Genomic DNA, 21,992 nt, shown 5'->3' on the forward strand with positions numbered 1-21,992 from the left:
GAGCGGCTTCCCACCCGTTACCCCATCCGGTCGACGGCTCGAAGCACCAGTGCCTGGATCGTCAGCGTCGGGGCCTCCCCGCCACCCGAACTCGGGAACACGCTGGCATCGCAGACATACAAGTTATCGAACCCGTGGACGCGCAAGTCAGCGTCCACCACCGACTTCCTGGGATCAGTGCCCATGCGACAGGTGCCAAAGACATGGGCAGAGGAGAAGTAGTCGTAGGTTCCGTATTCCTCGACCAGCGTTGGAATACCGCTGGATTTCAGCAATCCCCGGGTCACTTCGGCCATCGCGCGCAGGCGTCGCACCGTCATCAAATCGACGTGCGAATGGATGCGCGCCAAGGGGCGCCCGAGGGCATCGCGCTGTTGGGGATCGAGGTCGACCCAGGACCGCGCGCTGGGCAAGCTCTCCCCGACCGCCCCGGTCGCAACCGTGCTTCCAACCGCTTGGCGCAGCTGTTGCTTATGTTCGATGCCGAAGCCCGGAACCGCCCGTTGCGCGTGCGCAATCGCTCCCACCATGCCGGATTCGTGGATCGCCGCGCTGACGCGAAAGCCCCCCACGACACCGGGCACGGCATCGGGACGGTTGTGCTTCCAACTGATGGCATCGGCTGGCAATCCGCCGAAACTGAGGAGCGGCTCATCTGCACGCCCGACACTGGTCCAAGCGACGCTTTCCAAGAAATTGCGCCCCACTTGGCTGCCGGTTGGGAGCAACCCTGGCTCCAGCAGCAACATCCGCGGCGTCTCGATGGCCCCACCCGCCAGCACCAAGCGCTTCGTCAACACGCGCTGTCTGCCCCCTTCCCCCAGCAGTTCCACCGCATCGACGCGTCGCCTGGCCCCACGCACGATGCGCACCAAGGTGGTGTTGGGACGTATGTCGCAATGGCCGCTGGCTCGCGCCTTTGCCACGAACGTGATGTCGGCGGAGGCCTTGTCACGGCGCGGGCATCCCAGCGTGCAGCCTCCGCAGTAATTGCAGGGAGGCCGACCATCGTAGGGCCGCGACAGTGCGCAGCGGGGATTCGGATCCCAGTCCAGGCCCAGCGCCGCAGCCCCGGTAGCCAGTTTGCGCGATGCCCGTGACAGGGGATGCGCAGGCAGTGGATACGGGGCACTCCGCCACCGATCACGCGGCTCGTCCGGTCCTGCAACGCCAAGGAAACGCTCGACCTCGAGGTAATACGGCTCCAGATCGGCGTAGCTGACTGGCCAATCCGCGCCGACGCCGAAACGGCTGTGCATCTGCATCGACGCGGGATTCATCCGATGGGACTCCCCGACGAAATGCAGGGTGCTGCCGCCGATGCCGCGGACATGGTGGTATCCCGGTCCCGACACCGTACGTTCCGTGCCGTGGTTGGTCACACCTTGACCCAGGCTCCACGAACGCAGGTCAGCCAGCGCCGGATCAAGAGATTGCATGGGCGCAAAACTGGTTTCCCCAAGGCTTCCCGGCTTGTGGGGGAATTGCCTTCGCTCCCAGTCCGGCTGGTCCAGCGCATAGTCATGCGCCGGATCGAATGCTGGCCCAGCATCGACCAAGAGCACGCGCCAACGCTTCATTGCCATCCTCCATGCAGCGGCAGCCCCGCCTGCGCCTGCACCCACGACAACCGCGTCGTACTGCTGCGTGGCGTTCATGCGATCGCCTCGTAAAAACCCAGTGGCTGTGGTGGCCGATCCAATGCCAGCCCCCGCCACGCCTGTGGCTGTGCGTAGTAATCCGCCATCACGGTATTGCGCATCAGCTGGAAGAAACGGCCCGCAGGAGACTCCCATGGCTCTCCTGCCATGCGCACGCAGGCCGCATGCCGGGCAGCATCGTCCGCGTCCAGAAAACGTCCTGCGCACACAGCATCCAGCCACTTGCAGCCTGCGGCCAGCAATCGCTCCGCCAGCGCGTTGCCGCGCACATCGGCAAGAATGGCCGCTGGAACCCCCAGTGCCGAAGCCGCAGGGGTCAATTCATCGGCCGGAATCAGGGTGTCGCAAAAGGCAACAAACGTGCCGGCATACTGATCGATCCCGATGTCGGCCTGGCCGGCCAAGGCCGGCAGTTCGCCCGCAGCCATTGCGATCGCAGCGAGCGCCAGCAGACGCATGGCGCGTCGACGCCCCGGGGAGACCGGTGCGCCGGAATCCGCCTGCCGCACAGTGGGATCCCCGTTGGAGCCTACGCGATTGCCCGTGTTGGTCATGCGCCATGCCTCCCCTCGTGCCCTGCAATCAAGTGCATTGCGACGCATCACTATCGAAGAGCGCAATCTGTGTCAATGCGCACTGGACCTGCCGGGGAACCAGAAGGCTTCAGGCCCATCTCCCGCTGCCATCGGCAGAGTGCACAATCTACCTGGCCATTTTGACAAGACGCCCAGGACCAATCGCAGGGATCATCGGCGGATTGGCTGAACCTGGACCCTGCTGCGATAATGCGCAGCCATGGCCCCGTAGCTCAGCTGGATAGAGCGTCCCCCTCCTAAGGGGAAGGTCGCCCGTTCGAATCGGGCCGGGGTCGCCACGCGTTTGTCATGCCCGTGCGAGCGGATATCCAAGGACGATTCACCGTCGGAAGACGACGTACTTGGCTGCCTACCCTCGTCGGGATGACGGTTCACATTTCGGCATTAGGAGTTCCCATGTCCCACCCTGTCCTCACCGCACTTGGTCTTTCCGCCGTCGAATCCGGCACCTATCTCGGCAATGGCGAATGGTCCGAGACCCGCGACGCCGGCGTGCTGGAGCCGGTGAACCCGACCACCGGCGAGGTGTTGGGCCACGTCCATGCCTCGTCCAAGGCCGACTACGACACCATCGTCGAACGCGCCCAGGCGGCCTTCAGGGTTTGGCGCACCACCCCGGCTCCGCGCCGCGGCGAGGCGATCCGGCTGTGCGCCGACGCCCTGCGCGCGCACAAGGATGCGCTCGGCTCGTTGGTCGCGCTGGAGATGGGCAAGTCCAAGCCCGAGGGCGATGGCGAAGTGCAGGAAATGATCGACATCGGCGAGTTTGCCGTCGGCCTGTCACGTCAGCTGTACGGCCTGACCATGCACAGCGAACGCCCCGGCCACCGCATGTACGAGCAGTGGCATCCGATCGGCCTGGTCGGGATCATCAGCGCGTTCAATTTCCCGGTCGCGGTGTGGGCGTGGAATTCGTTCATCGCGGCGGTCTGCGGCGACATCAGCATCTGGAAGCCCTCGCCGAAGACCCCGCTGTCGGCCATCGCCTCGATGAAGATCTGCAATGAAGCGCTCCGCAAGGGCGGCTTCCCGGACATCTTCTTCCTGTTCAACGATGCCGGCAGCGATCTTGCGCAGGCGTTCGTCGACGACAAGCGCGTGCCGCTGATCAGCTTCACCGGCAGCACCAGGATCGGCCGCATGGTCGGCGAGCGCTGCGCGCGCCGGATGGGGCGCTCTCTGCTGGAGCTGGGCGGCAACAACGCGATCATCGTGGATGAAACCGCCGACCTGACCCTGGCGATCCCGGCGATTGTGTTTGGCGCGGTCGGCACCGCCGGCCAGCGCTGCACCACCACCCGTCGCCTGATCGTCCACGCCTCGCGCTACGACGATGTGCTGGCCAAGCTGATCACCGCCTACAAGCAGGTCGAGGGCAAGATCGGCGACCCCACCGACCCGGCCAACCTGATGGGCCCGCTCAACAGCCGTGACGGTGTCGATGCCTATCTGGATGCGATTGCCCACGCCAAGGCCGCAGGCGGCAAGGTGGAGACCGGTGGTAGCGCCATCGACCGCCCCGGCAATTTCGTGCTGCCGGCGATCGTCACCGGCCTGAGCAACGATGCCGAGATCGTCCAGCACGAGACCTTTGCGCCGATCCTGTATGTCATGCAGTACGACGACCTGGCCGATGCGATCGAGATGCAGAACGCCGTGCCGCAGGGCCTGTCGTCCTCGATCTTCACCACCAACCTCAAGCGCGCCGAGGCGTTCCTGTCGGCGGCGGGTTCCGATTGCGGCATCGCCAATGTCAATATCGGCACCAGCGGTGCGGAAATCGGCGGCGCCTTCGGTGGCGAAAAGGAGACCGGCGGTGGTCGCGAATCCGGCTCCGACGCCTGGAAGGCCTACATGCGCCGACAGACCAATACAATCAACTATTCCGACGCGCTGCCGCTGGCACAGGGGATCAAGTTCGACATTTGAGTAAGCTGTCATCCAGGCAAAGGACGGGCAACCCGGGTAGGCATGCACGTGTCGGGGTCATAATAATGAGGCCGCCACGAAGCTATCCGGATGCGCATCTGTCATGCACCAATTGGGCATGCCCTCGCCGGTGATGCCCAGTCCGCTGTTTCCGCCGGCAAGCCGATGCCAACTGCAGGGTCAGGTCATGAATGTTCCAGTACGACAAACCAATGCACTCGCGGTGGTCAGTCTAGTCAGCGGCCTCCTGGGTTGGACCCTGCTGCCATTCCTTGGAAGCCTGGTCGCAATCATCACCGGCCACATGGCGCGCAGTGAAATCCGGCGCTCCCCCGACACCCAGGAGGGTGACGGCATGGCCGTGGCCGGGCTGGTGCTTGGATACTTGGTCGTCGTCATGACGGTCCTGATCATCCTCGCGGTCATCGTGTTCTTCGGTGGCCTGGCTGCGATACTCACCTTCGTGGGCGCGGGGCACTGACGACTTGTACGCATTCGGCCGTCACCTGCTGTTCCTGATCGACCCTGAGCTGGCGCATGGCTTGGCGCTTGCCGGCCTGCAGGCCTCGTACCGCTGCAGGCTGCCTTCGCTGCTCGCAAAGCCGACCAAGCCCCTGCCGACCAAGGCGTTCGGGCTGACCTTCCCCAATCCGGTCGGGCTTGCTGCCGGGCTCGACAAGGATGGTGCCCACATCGACGCCCTGCTGGCATTGGGCTTCGGCTTCATTGAAATCGGCACGGTCACGCCCAAGCCGCAATTCGGCAACGATCGGCCACGCATGTTCCGGCTCGAACGCGAGCGTGCGATCATCAACCGCATGGGCTTCAACAGCGGCGGCGTTGACGCGCTGGTGCGCAACGTCGAGCGGGCCAAGCGTCGCGGCGATGGCCTGTTGGGCATCAATATCGGCCGCAACAAGGGCACGCCGAACAAGGAAGCCAGCAAGGATTACCTGCATTGCCTGCGCAAGGTGTACCCATTGGCTGACTACGTTGCAGTCAATATTTCCTCGCCGAACACCGCCGGGTTGCGTGAACTGCAGGAAGAGCAGTCGTTGCGCCAGTTGGTTGGCACGTTGCGTGACGAGCAGGAAAAGCTCGCCGGGATCCACGGCAAGCATGTGCCACTGCTGGTGAAGGTCGCACCCGACCTAGTCGAAACCGACATCGATGCCGCGGCCCGGGTGCTCGGCGACCTGCAGGTGGACGGCGTGATCGCCACCAACACCACGGTTTCGCGGGATGGCGTGGAAGATTCGCGCCACGTCGACGAAGCCGGCGGCATCTCCGGGGCGCCATTGATGGCGCGGGCCACCACCACCTTGCGCATGCTGCGTACCCGCCTGCCCGACAACATCCCGCTGATCGGCGTCGGCGGCATCATGGAAGGCGCCGATGCCGCCACCAAGCAGGCGGCCGGTGCCGTGCTGGTGCAGACCTACACAGGCCTGGTCTATCGCGGTCCTGTGCTGATCGGCGAATGCGTGGAAGCCCTGCGGAGGCGTAAGGAAGCCCGCAGCGGCGCCCTGCCTCTGGAATGAACGCCGGCGTCGACGGCTATCGCATCATCGAAAATGCGCCGCTGCGGGCGCGCAATACCTTCGGCGTGCCTGCCGTGGCCCCACTGTTGGTCGAGGTGACGCGCGCATCGGTCCTGCCTGAACTGTTCGCTACGGCCATGCCGACTGGAACCTGCCCGCTGGTGCTCGGCGGCGGCAGCAACCTGCTGTTCGCGGCCGATCCCGAAGGCATCGTGTTGTCCCTTGCCACCCGCGACATTCGCCTGCTTGATGACGACGGCGAGACAACGATCGTCCGCGCCGACGCCGGTGTGGTCTGGCACGATCTGGTGTTGTGGACCCTGGGGCATGGCCTCTCTGGACTGGAGAATCTGGCGCTGATTCCGGGCACGGTCGGAGCCGCACCAATCCAGAACATCGGTGCCTACGGAGTCGAAGTGCGCGAGCACGTGCATGCAGTGGAAGCCTACGATCGCTCCCATCGCGGATTCGTGCGGCTGACCGGCACCGACTGTGCATTCGCCTACCGCGATTCGCTGTTCAAGCACGATCCGGACCACTTCATCGTCAGCGCGGTCGAGTTCCGGTTGCCGCATGCCTACACGCCGCGCTTGGACTACACAGGATTGGCCGACGAACTGCGGGCCATGGGCATCGCCGGCGCGCCGCGTGCCTCGCAGGTGGCCGAGGCAGTCATGCGCATTCGCGGTCGCAAGCTGCCCAATCCGGATGTGCTCGGCAATGCCGGCAGTTTCTTCAAGAACCCGATCCTGCCTGCCGCGGCGGCCCAGGCGCTGCTGGCCGATCACCCGGACCTGCCATGCTATCCAGGGGACGCACCGGACACGCGCAAGCTCTCTGCTGCGTGGCTGATCGATCGCAGCGGCTGGAAGGGCCGCCGCGAGGGCGACGCCGGGATTGCGGCCAGCCACGCACTGGTGCTGGTCAACCACGGCATGGCAAGCGGCAGGCAATTGCTGGACATTGCGCGCCGCGTCGCCGCCGACGTGCATGCCCGATTCGGCATCGCCCTGCAGCCCGAACCGCGCATCATCGGGGCCACGTGGTAAGCCCTTGCGCCGTGTTTTCCCGATCTCGGGACGGGCTTTCCCCGTGAGCCACGCCCGCGGCACCCACGCCCGCGCCGCGCTGCTGATGTTGGCCAGTACCTTCGGTTTCGGCCTGATGGCGATTTTCATCCGCCTGGCCTCCGCCCGCATGCCGACGTGGGAAATCGCCTTCTTCCGCGTCGCCTTCGGATTCATCATCCTGCTGACCTTGCTGTTCTGGCCGCTGCGCGCACAGGGTCGACCCGTGCACGCCTTCCTCGCCAGCGTGCACACCGAACAGTTACCGCGGTATCCGGTGCGCTGTGCGATTGGCGTGGCCGCGATGTTCTGCGGGTTCTGGGCGATTGCCCACCTGCCGCTGGCGCAGGCCATCGCGCTGAATTATTCCTCGCCGATCTTCGTCACCATCGCCGCAATCCTGATGCTGGGCGAACGCGTGCGCGCACGCCGCTGGGCCGCGGTGATCGTGGGCTTCATCGGCGTGCTGGTGATCGTGCGCCCGTACTCGCAGGCGTTCAGTGCGCAGTCACTGGTCGCGGTCGCCGCAGCGATTCTCAGTGCACTCGTGGCGGTGCAGATCAAGCAACTTTCGGCGGTCGACAAGGCCGACACGATTGTCTTCTGGACCTATGCCCTGTGGGTGCCGATGACCCTGCTGCCCACCCTGTTCGTCTGGCGCACGCCGCTGGGCATCGACTGGCTGTGGTTGGCCATGGCCGGGCTGATGGGCACCGCTGGGCAATTGCTGTGGACCCGAGCACTCAAGCTCGGCGAATTATCGGCACTGACGCCCATCAGCTTCACCCAATTGCCGGTGGTCACCTTCGCCGGCTGGCTGCTGTTCGACGAACTCGTCGACACGCCAACCATGCTCGGCGCCGGGATCATCCTCGCCTCCACCTTCTACATCGCTCGCCGCGAATCGCTCTTGGCAAAACAAGCGGCTTCGCAGGCCGTCAGCAAGGACAACCCGCCGGTCGTCTGATCCGTGCGGCGCGACACCCGGCTGCGCCGCATTCACGGCTACACTTTTCGGCGTCACACCTTGCATCCCTGCATGAACAGCGATTCCCCGCACGACGACACGAGCAACCACACCCTGTTCAGTGCGGGTCCGGCCCAGCCGACCCCGCGCTTGGCCTGCGTGGTGGTGATACACGGCGAAGGCCTCGGCAAACGCATCGATCTCCGTGGCCGGCCGGTCCTGATCGGGCGCAGCCAGGAAGCGGACCTCGTGATCGAGCACAAGAGCGTCTCCCGCCAGCACTGCCGGATCTGGAATGACGGCGGTCGCTTCCGCATCCGCGACTTGGGCGCCACCAACCCCACCCGACTGAACGATGCCCGCGTCGAGCAGGATGCGCTACTGGGTGACGGTGACCGCATCACCGTCGGCGAGAGCATTCTCAAGTTCATCGCCCAGGACAGCGTGGAAGCCAGTTACCACGAGGAAATCTACCAACTGGCCGTGCAGGACCCGTTGACCGAGCTCCACAACCGTCGCTACTTCTGCGAGATGGCCGACAAGGAGATCGCGCGCGCTGCGCGCCACGACCGCATGCTGGCGCTGTGCATCATCGACGTCGACCTGTTCAAGCCGATCAACGACCGCCATGGGCACATCGCCGGCGACGAGGTGCTGCGCGGGATCGGCGCGCTCGTGCGCCAGCATGCCCGCGGCGAGGACGTGGCAGCGCGCATCGGTGGCGAGGAATTCGCCCTGCTGCTGCCCGAATGCACGCTTGCGGATGCCATCCAGTTGGCCAAACGCCTGCGTGCTGCGGTCGCAGACGCGGTATTCACCCCGGGCGGTACGCCGCAACGGATCACCATCAGCATTGGCGTCGCCAGCCTGTCCCCCGACCGCGCAGCCCGTGGGCCGTTGATGGCCGCCGCCGATGCCGCGCTGTACCGGGCCAAGAGCGAAGGCCGCAACCGGGTCTGCGTCGAAGATTGAACGCGGGTCAGGGCAGGTAATCCTCGATCCGTACCGCATCGATCTGCTCCGGCTTGAGGTAGCGGTTGGCATACTCGTTGTGCACACCGGCGCGCAGGAACAATTCGAAAAGCTCGGGGTCGATGTGTTGGTCCTTGCACATCTTCGCCATGATGGCGATGGATTCCGAGAGCGTCTTGCCGGACTTGTACGGACGATCCGCGGCGGTGAGCGCCTCGAAGATGTCGGCGATCGCCATCATCCGCGCTTCCACGCTCAGCTGGCTGCGGTCGAGCCGGCAGGGATAACCGGTGCCGTCCATCTTCTCGTGGTGGCCTCCGGCGATCTGCGGCACCTCGCGCAGGTGCCGCGGCAACGGCAGTTCACCCAGCATCTTGATCGTCTGCACGATGTGCTGGTTGATCTTGTAGCGATCTTCCTCGGTCAACGTGCCACGGCTGATCGTCAGGTTATGCAATTCGCCACGGTCGTAGAGCAATTCCGGGACAGCCATCCGGAAGCCCCAGCGGTTGTCCTCCGGAATCCGCTCCGCTTCGTTCCTCGGGACGCGGTGCTCGGGCCGGTCGGCCAATAGCGGCTCTTCGACCGGTAGCATCGGTGCTGGCCGAGGCATGCGCTCCAGTTCGTCCCTTGACAATCCCAGCCGATCATCCAGGGTACGCAGCCAGCGCCGCGCGCCGATTCCTCGCAGGCGATCTTTCTGCTCGGTCGGCAGGAATTCGCCACCCACGTTGCAGCGCGCGACGAACGCGAATTCCTCGTCCAGCGTCTGCAGCAAGGCATCACGTTGCTGCGCCAGCAATGCCTCCTCACCGCCTTCGGCCACGCCCTTCCAGTAAGCGATCCAGGCATCACGCTTGAGCACCTCGAAACGGGTGCGCACTTCGTGGATGCGGTTGTGGACGGTCTCCAGCTTGGTGGCCTTGTCGACGATGTATTCGGGCGTGATCACCTTGCCGCAGTCGTGCAGCCACGCCGCCAGATGCAACTGCTCCCAGCGCTCCTCGCTCATCGCAAAATCGGCATACGGCCCGCTGTCCTGTGCGCAGGCCGCGCGCGCCAGCATGAACGTGAGCTCCGGCACGCGTGCGCAATGACCGCCGGTGTACGGGCTCTTGTCGTCGATGGCCCCGGCGATCATGCGGATGGTTGCTTCCAGCAGCGCCTTCTGCTCCTTGACCAGCTCCTGTGTTTCAAGCGAGGTCGCCGCGCTGGCGGCCAAGGCCTCGATGAAACGGATGCTGGCCTCGTTGATCTCCTCGTCCTTGAACAACAGCAGCATGCCGAGCAACTGATCGTGGCGGTCTCGCAACGGCAACGCCAGCATGGTCGGCTTCGCAAGCTGCTCGTCCAGGCCGAGCGTGCACAACTCCTCCACGCTCAGGTGCCCGCTCAATGGCCTGGATGCCTTGCAGGCTGCTTCCATCAGCAAGGGCAAATGCTGCGGAGACAGTGGCGGCAGGTCGGGCGCCGGCTTGGCCTTGCCGCCTTCGACGTCGAGCGCGGTGATGCGCAGCGCGCCGCTGGCATCGGCCAGGTAAAGCGCTCCACCACGCGCCTCGGCAATGTCCACAAGTTTGTCCAGTAACCATGGCCGCAATCGATCGAAATCGGTCTCGGTCACCAATTGCTGATTGATCCGCAGGAACCGCCGTACCGCGTCGCGCATCAGGTCGAACGCTGCGCCGAAGGCGTCGATTTCACGCACCGAGGATCGCACCACCGGGTGGTCGCTGAAATCAAACCGCCGCACCGCCTCGGCTTCCTGCGCGAGCCGTGCCAGTGGGGCCACGATACGGCGGGAAACCAGCAGGGCAATCGAAGCCGCCAGCGCCACCAGCAGGAAGAATTCCCACGCCCCCGGGATGGCGTCGCCGAACCAGCGTAGTGATTCACCCGTCAGCACCACCAACACGACCGCCAACAGGGTGATGTGAATGTACAGTGGAAAACTGAGTTGCCTGCGCGCCATGGCATGGCTCCAGATCCAGAATCTGCCGCGAGTGTAGTCTGCGGCCCACAGACAGGACGAGGCAACATGCGCGACCCGTCCCATCCGCGCTTTGACACAATGCCTGCATGATTCCAGCCACGCATGCAGGCAACCTGGCCCAGCCGCGTTTCCACGGGGAAGCGTTGTTGTTGCCCGTGGCCGATGGCTCCGACTGGCCGCAAGCCCCGGTGCTGGAGTTCGCGGGCACGCGACTGCTGCGCAAATCCGAGCTCCACGTCACCCTGCTGGGCCGCACGCATGCTTCCGCGCTGCGGGAACGGCTGGACGATGCGCGAATCCACCGGATCGCAACTGGGTTCGACTGGACCGTCAAGCGCACCGGCGCAGGCAGCGTTCTGGCCAAGCTGAAGCACGATGGCACGGCGCCCCTGCCCTGCACCAGCTTGGTCGAACGCATCGACATGCCGGCGTTCACCGCCTTCAGGGACGCATTGGCCACAATTGCCGGCCTTTCACTTCCTGACACGTGCCCGCATGTCACTCTGTACGTCGCCGGCGACCCGGAAGGAATCGGCTTGCCGGATTCGGCCACCTTCGCGGCACTCCGGCAATTCGACCTGCCGCTGCCGACCGCGAACGAACGATCGCCGCCACCCCTGCCTGAAGCCCTGCGCAATGCCTATCTGGCTGCCCGCTACCGCATTCCCCCACTTGGCTGCAGCCTGCACATCGGAATGCCCTGCCCCGAGTTGGATGGCGAACTCGCACGGCACGGCGCACGGCACGCCAGCATCCTCACCGCCCACAATCCCTGCAGCGTGCAACTCCCGCCTGCCGCAAACGTCCTGCGCCAGCAACTCATGCATGCGGAACTCGAAGCACTCGGCATCACGACGATCATTGCCGAAAGCCACGATCCGGAAGGCCACTGGCCCAGCGAACCGGGCCTGCTCGCCATCGACACCCCACCCGATGTCGACGACACCCTGCTGATCCGCTACCGGCAGCATGCCTTGGTCGCGCTCGAACTCGGCCAGCCTGCTCGTCTGGTGCTGCATCCGGCGCATCGGGCTCCCGTGGTCTCGCCTCCACTCAGGGACCGGTGATCTCCACGTCGTAGTACAGATGTGGCGAGGGCTCTGGGTTGAGACGGTAGTGCCACCACTCCTCGGGAAGGTTGGCAAATCCCTGTGCTTGCATGGCATTGCGCAGGCGATTGCGGTTGGCCCGCTGCCGTGGACTCACCTCGGGGGCGTCGGTATGCGCACGCGTGCCGAAGAAATCGAAGCCGGTCCCCATGTCGAGCGGCTGGCACTCGGCCCCCTCCGCATTGCATTGCAGGATCGTGAGGTCCACCGTCGCCCCGCGGCTGTGGCCCGAGACCGGGGCAATGTACGTTCCGCTCAGCTGCGACTTGTCCAAGCCAGGATAGAACTCTGCCTTGCCGACCAAGTCCGTCGGGTCGGCCATCCAGCGCACGAATTCGGCCACGGCGCGCGCCGGGCGATAGCAATCGAAGATGCGCAGGCGTTGGTGTCGCCGGCGCAATGCCAATTCGACCCGTGCCAGCGCTGCCGCCGCTTCCGGTTTTAGCCAACACCGTGGCGCCAGATACCCCGTGATCGGACGACCAACGAAGTTGTGGCTGCCGAAATACCGCATGTCCAAATCGATTCCCTTCACCACCGACTGGATGTCGACCAATCCCGCCTGCTGGCGGGTCGTGGCTGGCGACAGCGTCGGCGACTGGGCCGCACCCGGGAAGATGCCCGCGAGCCATCCCGCCAGCACGAGGCAAACACGTTCCTTGCGCCGTCCCATGCCACTCATCCTCCCGCACCGCGGCACGCTTCGGGCATCGTGATCGCCTCCAGCCCACGGACGTCACGGATCCCGAGACCGGAGTCATCCGGGACGGAGATCCTGGATTCGTCGAAGACGACCCCACCAACCACCGGATTGAAGGTGCACAGGGAGGGACCATCGAGATCGATCCGGGTGATGGTGTCGGACCGCGCCACCGCCAAGTGGACCGCTGCAGCCACGCTGATCGACGACTCCAGCATGCAGCCCATCATGCATTCGATCCCGTGCAGGCTGGCGATGTCAGCCATGCGGAGAGCGTTGGAGATTCCGCCCGCCTTCATCAGCTTGATGTTGATGATGTCGGCAGCTTGCCTGCGGATCAATTCAAGGACTTCCAGTGGACCATAAGCACTTTCATCGGCCATGACCGGCGTTTGCACGCGTTCGCTGACGTAGCGCAAGCCGGCGATGTCCCGTGCCTTCACAGGCTGCTCAACCAAGTCCAGCGGAATGCCGGCATCCTCCAGCGCCAGCAAGGCAGAGACCGCCTGCTTTGCCGTCCAGCCTTGGTTGGCGTCCAGCCGCAGCAGGGCGCGCCCGCCCACGGCGGCATGGATCGCCTTGACTCGCTCGATGTCCACGGCAATGTCTTTTCCGACCTTGAGCTTCAGTGCGCCGAAGCCACGATCGACGGCGCTTATCGAGTCGGCCACCATCGTCTCGATGGCATTCACACTGATGGTGATGTCGGTGGTGACCACCGGATCTCCACCACCCAGCAACTTATACAGTGGTGCCCCATGGAGTTGCCCCCACAGGTCATGGACGGCGATTTCCACCGCGGCCTTGGCGCTCGTGTTCTTCTCGAGCGCGGACTGCACGCTCCGGGTGATGCGTTGGAGGTCGGCGACCTCCATGCCAACCAGTGGCGGTGCGATGTAATAGCGGATCGCATCGATGATCGAACCGTGGGTGTCCCCGGTGATGACCGCGGTTGCAGGTGCTTCGCCGAATCCGACGTGGCCGGTGTCGGTGTCGACCATGACGACCACGTCCTCCACCGACTCCACGGTGCGCAAGGCGGTCTTGAATGGCGTCTTGAGGGGCACCCGAAGCATGGCAAGCCGGACACCGACGATTTTCATCACTCCACCTCCGGGCAGGAGTCCACAGTATCGGCTGGATCAGCGGCGAATCCGCACGATGCTGGTCATGCGGTCGATGAACGTCGCATCGGAATCGAACAGCAGGGGCAACAGCGGCGTGACCGCCACGGAATTGAGTCGGACAGTGGCCTGGCTGCCATCCGGATTTCGATACCGCATCCCGGTGACATCGTGGATCACGTACGGCTGTCCATGCAGGCGACCGATCACCAGCATTACGTGACCAGGGATGTAAACGAGATCACCCACGTCGAGCGCCTGCGCCGCAGCCAAGCGGTCGGCACGGCTGTCCGTCGTCCCGAACAGCCGGTGCACCACACCGGGGCTCACGGCCTGTCGGCTGGTGTTGCGCGGCAGCAGGATGCCCATGCTGGCAAACACCTCGGAAACGAACCCCGAGCAGTCGCGACCATCGTAAGCATGGCCCCAGCCGTAGCGCTCGCCGAGGAACTTGAACGCCTGGCGGATCAGGTTGGCGCGGGTATACGGCAGATAGCCCGCGGCCGTGTCGGCGCTCTTCGGCACCAGTGCGGGCAGGAAAGCGAGGCTGCCATCGTCGTTGCGAATCGGCAGGGAGAGGGCCCACGCTGCATAGGCAGTCTGTCCATTGACCGGGAGGTCAGGCGCAAGCCCAATCGCCAGCGGCAGGCGGGTGGACATGTCGAATTCGCGACGCGACACCTGCGGAGCCTCAGGGGTGAACACGGTCTCTGCCCGCGCCCCGGTGACGACCCGGAATGGCGTACGGGCCGCATAGCCCAGCACGTCGGCGCGGGTGCCCAGCGCGATATTTTCGCGCTGGGTCCATGCGGCGTAGCGCGGGCTGGCCACAAACAACCAGCGCCCATCGGCACTTTCGTGGACCACCGCCACCGGCGTTCCCGGGAACTCCGCCGTTTCCTGGAACCGGTCGATGTCGGTATCGCCCGGTTTCGTGAACACCCCCAATTCGGTCGGGAACGCTCGCAGGGACGCCCGCAGGATGACCAAGCCAAAGCGCACGGGAACGTGCTCGGCCACGCGATCCAGCGCAAGCGATGCCTGCCATTGCGCCCGCATCGCTTGCGGAAAACGTTGGCCCTCCTCGTCGAACAGTTCCCCGGCCGGGATTCGCGAAACGCCTTCGATCCGCCCCAGAACCCACGCCCGCGGGAGCAGGTCGGGCAAGGACGCAAGATCGTGCAACGAAGGCTCCAACCTCAGCATCCGCGCGTTGGCCGCGGTGATTTCCGCAGGCGTCAGGATGTTCGCATCAGGCTGTCGAAGCCGCCTGATCCAGAATGCCGGTGCGAGTTGCGCTTCTTGGACTCCGATGACGCCGGAGGTCGGTAACGGCAACGGATCGACCGGCGGTCTCGCGATCGCCGCATCGCAGCACAGGGACATCGCCAACATCGGAATCCACATCGTCACGCCGCGCATCCGCCCTTCCTCCAGAGTCAGGCCGCTGGCAGCGCCAGCGCCGACATGATGCCCGCCATCATCAAACCGAAGCCGGTACCCAGCAGGTAACCGAGCAATGCCAGCAGGATACCCACCGGCACCAGCGGCGGGGCATAACTCGCGGCCAGCACCGGGGTGGCAGCCACGCCGCCCACATGTGCCAGCGAGGCGATCCCGCACAGGTACAGGTCGAAATGGAAGAGCCGCGCGAGGACGGCCAGCACCAGCGCATGGATCAGCAGGATGCATGCCCCTGCGAGCACATACATCGGCGCGGCGGCGATGCCATGGAAATTGCTCTGCGATGCAAGCACCGCCACCACCAGCATCAACAGCGCAGACGATACCTGGCTGGAGCCGGCAAAGCCGGCCAGTGGCGTGTGGGCCACGACCAACCCGAGTGCGGTCGCCAGCAGGATCGCCCAGGTCTTGGCGCTGACGATGCCGGACGCGGGAAGCAACCCAGCCAACCATTGCGACAGCAGGGCCACCGCCAGCGCGGCGCCCAGCCACAGCAGCACGCCGTCCCAATGCAGTGGCCCGGTCGGTCGCGCCACGACATCCGGCAAGTCGCCCGACGACGTGGCGCGCGTCCAGCGGTTGAACGCCGGGGCCAGCCGGGCAATCGAAAACAGGACCACCACCCAGACCGAATAGCACAGGGCGTCGGTCAGCAACGACATGCCCAACAACTGGTCCGACATCCCAATCGCCTGCTTGACCGCAATTTGGTTCGCAGTCCCGCCCACCCAACTGCCCGATAGCGCCGCCAAGGGTTGCCACGCGTTGCCTGCCAACCATGGACGGAACAGCAAGAAGACGACGAGGAAGGCGACGAACAGACTGAAGGTCGTGGAGAAGAACACGCCCAGCACGCGCGAACCGAGCCCGAAGATGGCGCGCAGGTTGCAGTGGATCATCAGCAGGAACAGCAGCGCGGGCACGCCCATCATGATCAGCGCGCCCTGCGCCTCACTGATGGGTTCGTTGATCGTCCACGCACCGGACGCCGCCAGTGCAGTGATCGTCAGGTACACCAGCACAACCGGCGGCAACACCTTGAACATGCGCCAGCCGCTGCGTCGCTCCAACGCCGGGAACGCCCCGGCGACCAGGAGCATCAGGGCAAGATAGGGCCAGACGCCTTCGATCACCGCCGCCCCCCAACAAGCCGCAAAGCCGGCATGAAAGCGCACATCGCGGGAAAAAGGAATAGGCCAGCCCTTTGCCAGATCCATTCGTCCGTGGAATATTTGCCGGATCATGGCTGTGAATCCTCTGCCGCGATGTCCACGTGCCAGAGCTTCAGGAGTGATGAGTGGCAGCACGCCCTGCTTCAGAACAGAGTCGTCCCAAAGCACGCTGGCCACGCTGGCTGCTTGCGATGCTGCTGCCGTTCGTTGCCCATGCCGGGGATCGGACATCCGCGCAACCACCCGCCGCGCCACCCGCGATCATTGCCGCCATCGATCGCGGGAACTTCCACGATGCCCAGGCCACGATCGACCGTTTGCTTGCCAATCCGGGCCTGGCCGAAGCGGATCGCACGGCATTGCTGTTCCAGCGCGAGCGCATGCGCCGCATCCTGTTGGATTTCACCCTGGACCGTGCCGCGTTGGCCACCCGCGTGCGCAGACTCATCCCCGACCTGCGCGAGGACGAATTCTCCCGCTGGGATCGCGACGGCCTGTTCGAACGCATGACAATCGACGGACGGGTGCTTTACTTCAACCGCTCGGCAGGCAACCTGATCCAACTCAGCCCGGAAGCGCGTGGACGACGCGCCGTGCAGGCGCCGCTGGCACAAGGTCCCATGGAATCCCTCCATCCCCGCCATCGCAGCATCCACGCCGCAACCCTGGCCAGCGGCAATTCCAGCGTCTTGCCGATCCGGGTACGGATGACGCAAACACTGACGGTCGCCGCCGATGCGGTTCCGGCAGGAAAGGCGGTTCGCGCATGGATACCCTACCCACTCGAAATTCCGGGCCAACAGGAAGCCGTCCGCTACGTCGCCAGCATCCCGGCTCGGCATGAACTCCCGGCAGAATCCGGGCCACAACGCACCATCCACCTGGAGCTGCCCGCGCAGTCGGGACGGGAAACCCAGTTCTCGGTCACCTATGAGGTGACCCTTTTCGCACAGGACCACCGGCTGGACCCCGGCCGCGCCGAACCCATCACGCTCACGCCGGCGCTTGCGCCGTACGTGGAAGAACTGGCTCCGCACGTCGTCTTCACCTCGGCGATGCGTGCATTTTCCGAACGCATCGTCGGCGGCGAACGCAATCCCTACCGCATCGCTCAGAAGCTCTTTGCCGCGGTGGACACGATCCCCTGGGCGGGCGCGCGCGAATACTCGACCATCTCCAACATCAGCGACTACGCCCTGCACGCCGGCCATGCCGACTGCGGCCAGCAGACCCTGCTGCTGATCACCCTGCTGCGCCTGAACGGGATCCCGGCGCGCTGGCAGTCCGGGATGGTGTTTTCCGACGATGGCTCAGGTTACGACAACATCCACGATTGGGGTTTCGTCTACCTTCCACCCTGGGGCTGGGTGCCGATGGATGTCACCACCGGGCAACTGGACGGGAACCTTCCCGGCGACGCCGACCTGCGCTGGTTTTACCTGGGTGGCCTCGACAACTGGAGGATCGCCTTCAATTCCGATTTCGGACGCGCCTTCCAGCCACCCAAGCGGCATTTTCGTTCCGACACCGTGGACTCGCAGCGCGGGGAAGCCGAATGGGACGGCGGCAACATCTACTTCGACCAACTGGATTACCGATTCGATTGGCGCGTCCTGTCGGAACGGCAACACCACACCACCCACTGAACAATCGACACCACACCGGCAACGGCAGGAAGACCACGCATGGGCCGCGCCGTCCAACCTTATCCCCAATCCCCTGGGGCAATGCTGACTACATCAGCGTTGCCCTGGAAAGCCAAAGAACCTCGGCAACCCCGTCTTGCCACGGCAAAGGCAGCAGGAATGATGCATCTCCCACGCCACCGCTGCTGCACACTCGCCGCGACCTTCGCGCTGGCACTGCTTGCCGCCTGCACCACCGTCCAACGACGAAACCCGATCGCCACCTGGGTACCGTCGGCCAACTTCGACCAGCGCCATGCCGTCATCATCGTGCTGCACTACACCCAGCAACATTCGGTGGAGGAAAGCCTGTCCACCCTGCGCGGCGAAAACAGCACCGGGCCGGTCAGCGCACATTACCTGATCGGCAAGGATGGACGGATTTTCCAACTCGTGCCCGATGGCGCACGCGCATGGCACGCCGGCAACGGACGTTGGGGCACGATCACCGACCTCAACTCTGCATCCATCGGAATCGAGTTGGACAACGACGGTGCCTCGGACTTTGCCGAACCCCAAGTTGAAAGCCTGCTGCGGCTACTTGACGACCTCACCACCCGCCTGATGATTCCCAAGACACAGGTCATTGGCCACGCCGACATGGCGCCAAGCCGCAAGCAGGACCCTGGGCCTCGGTTCCCATGGTCGCGCCTGGCGGCAGCCGGTTATGGCTTGTGGCCACGCGGCGAGCTTGGTGAGCCGCCGGCCGGTTTCGATCCTTGGCTCGCGCTGTCCGCCATAGGCTATGCCCTCGATGATCGTCCTGCCGCTGTGCGCGCCTACCGTGAGCACTACCGGGGCGACAGGGCGACCGCGCTGGATGCCCAGGACCTCCGCATCCTCGCCAACCTGGCTGCACAACGCGCCAAGCGGCCAACCCAATGACACACACGGCCGTGCGTGGGCTACCCTGCAGCCTTGCCTTGAAGCCACGCCCACGATGTCCATCGTCCTGACCGATTTCGCCCGCGCCCGGCTGTTTCCACGCGATGGACGCCGCACTGCCATCCAGGACTGCACGCCGGACCAATTCATCGATCGCCTCAACACCGAACCGCCGCAGCGGGTCCTCGAAGGCTATGCGCCGTTCTGCACGCTCCACGTCCATCCAAACTGGACCACGACCCGCTGCTCGGTCATCGCCATCACGGACGCCAACCGCCACCTGCTGCAAACGGCATACGAGGCGCGCAATCGCGATGAACTGCCAGTGCTGGTGCGCTGGTTCGAAGGCATCGAACCCCCGGTGGCCCGATTCCTGATCCCAATCCTTTACGACCGCATCCAGCTGGCGCAGGAAGGCACCGTGATCGACGCCGACTGGGGCGTGGTGGGCTGCCTGTACACGCAGGAGCCGGAGGAACTCCCGATGGCGCCGATCACCCGGATGCGCAATGCACTGGGCGTCGCCGAAGGCGGCTCCGGAATCGCACTGGACCGCCACGCCTACAAGCAAAGCGTCGCATTCTGGGAACGCCATGCCAACTGGCGATGACATCCGACACCCCACCGAGCCCCGCAACCACCATGCCAGTCATCCACAACCTTGACCAGACCACACAGCGCCCCATCATCCTGACAATTGCCCGCCGTGCCCGGCTCCTGCTGATGGCCGTGCTGCTGTCTGCATGTACCCACCAGCCCCTCGCCGCTGCAACCGAGGCCAGGGCGTGGGACGACGCGCAGCAACTGGTGTTGGTGACCAGCGCCGGTTGGAGCAGCACCCACGGCGAGCTGCGTCGGTTCGAACGCGTGGCCGGTGCATGGACGCAGGTGGGTGACGCCATGCCGGTCGCCCTCGGCCGCAGCGGCAGCGGTTGGGGCGTGGGCTTGAGCGATGCGCGCACCGACGGCCCGGTCAAGCGCGAGGGCGACGGCCGTGCGCCGGCCGGCGTGTTCGCCATCGGCACCGCCTTCGGCTATGCAAACAGCGCCCGGACCGGGCTGCCGTACCAAGCCATGACCGGCAACGACTGGTGCATCGACGTGCCCGATTCGGCCTACTACAACCGCATCATCGATCGCAGCGCGGTGCGCGCGCCGCTGCTCGACCAGTCCAGTGAACCGATGCGCCGCGACCTGCACTTGGACGGCGACCAACGCTACCGCGAAGGTTTCGTGATCGAACACAACCTCGACGGCAAGGTGCGGCGTGGTGGCAGCTGCATCTTCGCCCACCTGTGGAACGACCCACAAGGCACCACAGCCGGCTGCACCGCGATGTCGGCGGACAGCATGGACGCGCTGCTGGCATGGCTGGACCAACGCAAACACCCGGTGTTCGTGTTGTTGCCGACACCGCAATACCTTGCCCTGAAATCGTCGTGGAACCTGCCGGAGATCAGCCGATGAACCAGACCGTCCGCGTCCTCGTCGGCCTCGCTGCCGGCATCGCACTGGGGATCGTGCTGGCACTGGAAAAACCGGAAACGGGGCTGGAACTGGCTGTCGTCGTCGAACCGTTCGGCAAGCTCTGGCTCAACGCCCTGCAGATGACCGTGGTGCCATTGGTCTTTTCACTGGTGGTGGTTGGCATCAATCAAGCTTCAGATGCCGCGCATTCCGGTCGCGTCGCCAAGCAATCCATCGGACTGTTCTTGCTCCTGCTGGCCCTGGCCGCGGCAATGACCGCAGTGCTCGCACCGCTGGCGCTGTCACTGCTGCAACCCGACCCCGCCGTGGCCGCCGCGCTGCGCGCCCACGCCGACGAACTGCCGCCGGCCAATGCCGGCTGGGCTGCCGCGCTGACCGCGATCATCCCCAGCAACGCACTCGCAGCCGCAGTGGCCAGCGCAATGCTGCCGCTCGTCACCTTCGCATTGTTCTTCGGTTTTGCCCTGACCCGCATCGAGCCCACGGGTCGTGCGCAGGTGGTCGGTTTCTTCAGGGCCATCAGCGAAGCCATGATCGTGATCGTGCGCTGGGTGCTGTGGGCCGCGCCGGTGGGCATCTTCGCGCTGGTGTTCGCCCTCACCGCACGTTCGGGCCTCGGCGTGCTGCATGCACTGGGAATCTACATCGCACTGGAATGTGCCTTGTACGCGCTGGCGGTGGTGCTGCTCATCGGCATGGCGGTTGCCTTCGGCCGCCAGACCCTGCGCCATTTCATGGCCGGGCTGGTGCCGGTGCAGGCAGTCGCCGCAAGCACCCAGTCCTCACTGGCCACCCTGCCGGCCATGCTCGACAGCGCCAGCAACAAACTCGGCTATCCCGAACGCGTGTCCGGGCTGGTGCTGCCGATGGCGGTCTCGCTGTTCCGCATCACCTCGCCCATCCAGTACATCGCCACCGCCTGTTTCATCGCCTGGGCGCTGGGCGTCAACCTCACACCCGCGCAACTCGCCGCCGGCGTTGCGTTGTCGGTGCTGGTCAGCATGGGCTCGGTGGGGCTGCCCGGCCAGGCGATCTTCCTTGCCACCAATCTGCCGATCACCTCGGCCATGGGCTTGCCGATCGCGCCATTGCCAGTGCTGATGGCGGTGGATGCCATCCCCGACGTGCTGGCCACGGTCGGTAATGCCACCGCGGACATGACCGTCACCTCGCTGGTGGCGGCGCGCAGCGAAGCGTCCAACTCTGCCCCAACGACACCGGCTTGAGCGGAAAAGACTTGCTGCAGGGCGGTCCCAGAACAGCGCACCGCCCTGCAGGGACCCCGCACAGCACACGTCCCACCGTCAGGCAAACGGTGGGCGCAGTCCTTCGGCCATCTTCGCGCCCAGCCAGACCAACACCATCCCTGCCAGCAGCGTCGTTCCCAGATAGCCGGCCAAGGCTTCGTTACGCCCACCCCGACCCAGCAGCAGGCATTCGAGCATCAGCGAGGAAAACGTCGTCAGGCCACCGAGAATGCCGACGATCAGGAAGGCACGCCAGTACAGCGCATGCGGCCCGCGGCCTTCGAGCCAGACAGCCAGGAATCCGACCGCGAACGCCCCGCCCAGATTGGCGGCCAGCGTCCCCCATGGCAGGCCACTGCCCATGTGGCGGAGCAGGACACCGCCCAGCCAGA

The 21,992-nt window shown here is 65.1% G+C and carries 20 protein-coding genes and 1 tRNA gene; 13 read left to right on the top strand and 8 right to left on the bottom strand.

Annotation, left to right across the window (positions count from 1 at the left end; genetic code table 11):
- Positions 1–17 precede the first annotated feature (17 nt).
- Together IT472_RS02915 and IT472_RS02920 are read right to left on the bottom strand one after the other, a co-directional pair.
- Entirely contained in the window at positions 18–1,658 is a 1,641-nt protein-coding gene (locus tag IT472_RS02915; protein WP_343231800.1) for a GMC family oxidoreductase, read from the bottom strand.
- Positions 1,655–2,215, bottom strand: a complete 561-nt coding sequence (locus tag IT472_RS02920; RefSeq protein WP_297178105.1) for a gluconate 2-dehydrogenase subunit 3 family protein — start codon at positions 2,213–2,215, stop codon at positions 1,655–1,657. Before IT472_RS02920 ends, IT472_RS02915 begins: the two co-directional genes overlap by 4 nt.
- A 243-nt stretch (positions 2,216–2,458) precedes the next feature.
- Here IT472_RS02920 and IT472_RS02925 point away from each other — a divergent pair.
- The 7 genes from IT472_RS02925 to IT472_RS02955 all read left to right on the top strand — a co-directional run bounded on the left by IT472_RS02925 (position 2,459) and on the right by IT472_RS02955 (position 8,733).
- Positions 2,459–2,535 (top strand) — tRNA-Arg (locus IT472_RS02925).
- A 118-nt stretch (positions 2,536–2,653) separates the two neighbouring features.
- Positions 2,654–4,186: an aldehyde dehydrogenase family protein gene (locus IT472_RS02930; protein ID WP_297178108.1), complete on the top strand. Its 1,533-nt coding sequence runs from the start codon at positions 2,654–2,656 to the stop codon at positions 4,184–4,186.
- A gap of 187 nt (positions 4,187–4,373) precedes the next feature.
- Positions 4,374–4,667 carry a DUF4190 domain-containing protein gene (locus IT472_RS02935; RefSeq protein WP_297178111.1) on the top strand — a complete coding sequence of 98 codons (294 nt, stop codon included), beginning with the start codon at positions 4,374–4,376 and terminating at the stop codon, positions 4,665–4,667.
- 4 nt (positions 4,668–4,671) lie between these two features.
- Positions 4,672–5,727: a quinone-dependent dihydroorotate dehydrogenase gene (locus IT472_RS02940; RefSeq protein ID WP_297178113.1), complete on the top strand. Its 1,056-nt coding sequence runs from the start codon at positions 4,672–4,674 to the stop codon at positions 5,725–5,727.
- On the top strand, positions 5,724–6,776 hold the full coding sequence (murB, locus tag IT472_RS02945) for a UDP-N-acetylmuramate dehydrogenase (protein WP_297178116.1): 1,053 nt from the start codon (positions 5,724–5,726) through the stop codon (positions 6,774–6,776). Before IT472_RS02940 ends, murB begins: the two co-directional genes overlap by 4 nt.
- An 85-nt stretch (positions 6,777–6,861) precedes the next feature.
- Positions 6,862–7,761 carry a DMT family transporter gene (locus IT472_RS02950; RefSeq protein ID WP_297178154.1) on the top strand — a complete coding sequence of 300 codons (900 nt, stop codon included), beginning with the start codon at positions 6,862–6,864 and terminating at the stop codon, positions 7,759–7,761.
- A gap of 72 nt (positions 7,762–7,833) precedes the next feature.
- Positions 7,834–8,733, top strand: coding sequence for a GGDEF domain-containing protein (locus IT472_RS02955; RefSeq protein WP_297178119.1), 900 nt, complete (start codon positions 7,834–7,836; stop codon positions 8,731–8,733).
- A 7-nt stretch (positions 8,734–8,740) separates the two neighbouring features.
- Here the strand turns inward: IT472_RS02955 and IT472_RS02960 are convergent, their stop codons facing one another.
- Positions 8,741–10,705 (bottom strand): HD domain-containing phosphohydrolase, encoded by a 1,965-nt coding sequence (locus IT472_RS02960; protein WP_297178122.1) that lies wholly within the window; start codon positions 10,703–10,705, stop codon positions 8,741–8,743.
- A gap of 107 nt (positions 10,706–10,812) precedes the next feature.
- Here IT472_RS02960 and IT472_RS02965 point away from each other — a divergent pair, with 107 nt between their 5' ends.
- Positions 10,813–11,793, top strand: a complete 981-nt coding sequence (locus tag IT472_RS02965) for a DUF3293 domain-containing protein (protein WP_297178125.1) — start codon at positions 10,813–10,815, stop codon at positions 11,791–11,793.
- Here IT472_RS02965 and IT472_RS02970 read toward each other — a convergent pair.
- The 4 genes from IT472_RS02970 to IT472_RS02985 are packed head-to-tail and all read right to left on the bottom strand — an operon-like array spanning position 11,780 to position 16,256.
- A complete protein-coding gene (locus tag IT472_RS02970) occupies positions 11,780–12,508 on the bottom strand; it encodes a M15 family metallopeptidase (RefSeq protein WP_297178128.1) in 729 nt (242 codons plus the stop codon). The genes IT472_RS02965 and IT472_RS02970 overlap by 14 nt on opposite strands.
- A gap of 5 nt (positions 12,509–12,513) precedes the next feature.
- Entirely contained in the window at positions 12,514–13,638 is a 1,125-nt protein-coding gene (locus tag IT472_RS02975; protein ID WP_297178132.1) for a dipeptide epimerase, read from the bottom strand.
- 39 nt (positions 13,639–13,677) lie between these two features.
- Positions 13,678–15,066 carry an SH3 domain-containing protein gene (locus IT472_RS02980; RefSeq protein ID WP_343231801.1) on the bottom strand — a complete coding sequence of 463 codons (1,389 nt, stop codon included), beginning with the start codon at positions 15,064–15,066 and terminating at the stop codon, positions 13,678–13,680.
- A gap of 32 nt (positions 15,067–15,098) precedes the next feature.
- Positions 15,099–16,256 (bottom strand): DUF819 family protein, encoded by a 1,158-nt coding sequence (locus IT472_RS02985; protein WP_297178159.1) that lies wholly within the window; start codon positions 16,254–16,256, stop codon positions 15,099–15,101.
- Between the two features lie 230 nt (positions 16,257–16,486).
- On the opposite strand from IT472_RS02985, the gene IT472_RS02990 reads away from it, so the two are divergent.
- The 5 genes from IT472_RS02990 (at position 16,487) to IT472_RS03010 (ending at position 21,579) form a co-directional block, all read left to right on the top strand.
- Complete coding sequence (locus tag IT472_RS02990; RefSeq protein ID WP_297178162.1) at positions 16,487–17,941, top strand: transglutaminase domain-containing protein; 1,455 nt, start codon at positions 16,487–16,489, stop codon at positions 17,939–17,941.
- 159 nt (positions 17,942–18,100) lie between these two features.
- Positions 18,101–18,865, top strand: a complete 765-nt coding sequence (locus IT472_RS02995; protein ID WP_297178135.1) for an N-acetylmuramoyl-L-alanine amidase — start codon at positions 18,101–18,103, stop codon at positions 18,863–18,865.
- Positions 18,866–18,920: 55 nt separating this feature from the next.
- A complete protein-coding gene (locus tag IT472_RS03000; RefSeq protein WP_297178138.1) occupies positions 18,921–19,475 on the top strand; it encodes a DUF3228 family protein in 555 nt (184 codons plus the stop codon).
- A 32-nt stretch (positions 19,476–19,507) separates the two neighbouring features.
- Positions 19,508–20,332: a L,D-transpeptidase family protein gene (locus tag IT472_RS03005; protein ID WP_297178142.1), complete on the top strand. Its 825-nt coding sequence runs from the start codon at positions 19,508–19,510 to the stop codon at positions 20,330–20,332.
- A complete protein-coding gene (locus tag IT472_RS03010; RefSeq protein ID WP_297178145.1) occupies positions 20,329–21,579 on the top strand; it encodes a dicarboxylate/amino acid:cation symporter in 1,251 nt (416 codons plus the stop codon). Before IT472_RS03005 ends, IT472_RS03010 begins: the two co-directional genes overlap by 4 nt.
- A 78-nt stretch (positions 21,580–21,657) precedes the next feature.
- Here the strand turns inward: IT472_RS03010 and IT472_RS03015 are convergent.
- The coding region (locus IT472_RS03015; RefSeq protein ID WP_297178148.1) for a CrcB family protein at positions 21,658–21,992 on the bottom strand (335 nt) is incomplete at its 5' end.

This window comes from Thermomonas sp. (assembly GCF_020850895.1).
In the GTDB taxonomy this organism is placed as follows: Bacteria; Pseudomonadota; Gammaproteobacteria; order Xanthomonadales; family Xanthomonadaceae; genus Thermomonas.

Excerpts from the sequence above, each read along its gene's own strand:
- IT472_RS02995 (WP_297178135.1), top strand. The coding sequence starts at position 18,101 with ATGATGCATCTCCCACGCCACCGCTGCTGCACACTCGCCGCGACCTTC.
- IT472_RS02965 (WP_297178125.1), top strand. The coding sequence starts at position 10,813 with ATGATTCCAGCCACGCATGCAGGCAACCTGGCCCAGCCGCGTTTCCAC.
- IT472_RS03005 (WP_297178142.1), top strand. The coding sequence starts at position 19,508 with ATGCCAGTCATCCACAACCTTGACCAGACCACACAGCGCCCCATCATC.
- IT472_RS02990 (WP_297178162.1), top strand. The coding sequence starts at position 16,487 with ATGCTGCTGCCGTTCGTTGCCCATGCCGGGGATCGGACATCCGCGCAA.
- IT472_RS02970 (WP_297178128.1), bottom strand. The coding sequence starts at position 12,508 with ATGGGACGGCGCAAGGAACGTGTTTGCCTCGTGCTGGCGGGATGGCTC.
- IT472_RS02935 (WP_297178111.1), top strand. The coding sequence starts at position 4,374 with ATGAATGTTCCAGTACGACAAACCAATGCACTCGCGGTGGTCAGTCTA.
- IT472_RS02930 (WP_297178108.1), top strand. The coding sequence starts at position 2,654 with ATGTCCCACCCTGTCCTCACCGCACTTGGTCTTTCCGCCGTCGAATCC.
- IT472_RS02950 (WP_297178154.1), top strand. The coding sequence starts at position 6,862 with ATGTTGGCCAGTACCTTCGGTTTCGGCCTGATGGCGATTTTCATCCGC.
- IT472_RS02980 (WP_343231801.1), bottom strand. The coding sequence starts at position 15,066 with ATGTGGATTCCGATGTTGGCGATGTCCCTGTGCTGCGATGCGGCGATC.
- murB (WP_297178116.1), top strand. The coding sequence starts at position 5,724 with ATGAACGCCGGCGTCGACGGCTATCGCATCATCGAAAATGCGCCGCTG.
- IT472_RS03010 (WP_297178145.1), top strand. The coding sequence starts at position 20,329 with ATGAACCAGACCGTCCGCGTCCTCGTCGGCCTCGCTGCCGGCATCGCA.
- IT472_RS02915 (WP_343231800.1), bottom strand. The coding sequence starts at position 1,658 with ATGAACGCCACGCAGCAGTACGACGCGGTTGTCGTGGGTGCAGGCGCA.
- IT472_RS02960 (WP_297178122.1), bottom strand. The coding sequence starts at position 10,705 with ATGGCGCGCAGGCAACTCAGTTTTCCACTGTACATTCACATCACCCTG.
- IT472_RS02955 (WP_297178119.1), top strand. The coding sequence starts at position 7,834 with ATGAACAGCGATTCCCCGCACGACGACACGAGCAACCACACCCTGTTC.
- IT472_RS03000 (WP_297178138.1), top strand. The coding sequence starts at position 18,921 with ATGTCCATCGTCCTGACCGATTTCGCCCGCGCCCGGCTGTTTCCACGC.
- IT472_RS02920 (WP_297178105.1), bottom strand. The coding sequence starts at position 2,215 with ATGACCAACACGGGCAATCGCGTAGGCTCCAACGGGGATCCCACTGTG.
- IT472_RS02975 (WP_297178132.1), bottom strand. The coding sequence starts at position 13,638 with ATGAAAATCGTCGGTGTCCGGCTTGCCATGCTTCGGGTGCCCCTCAAG.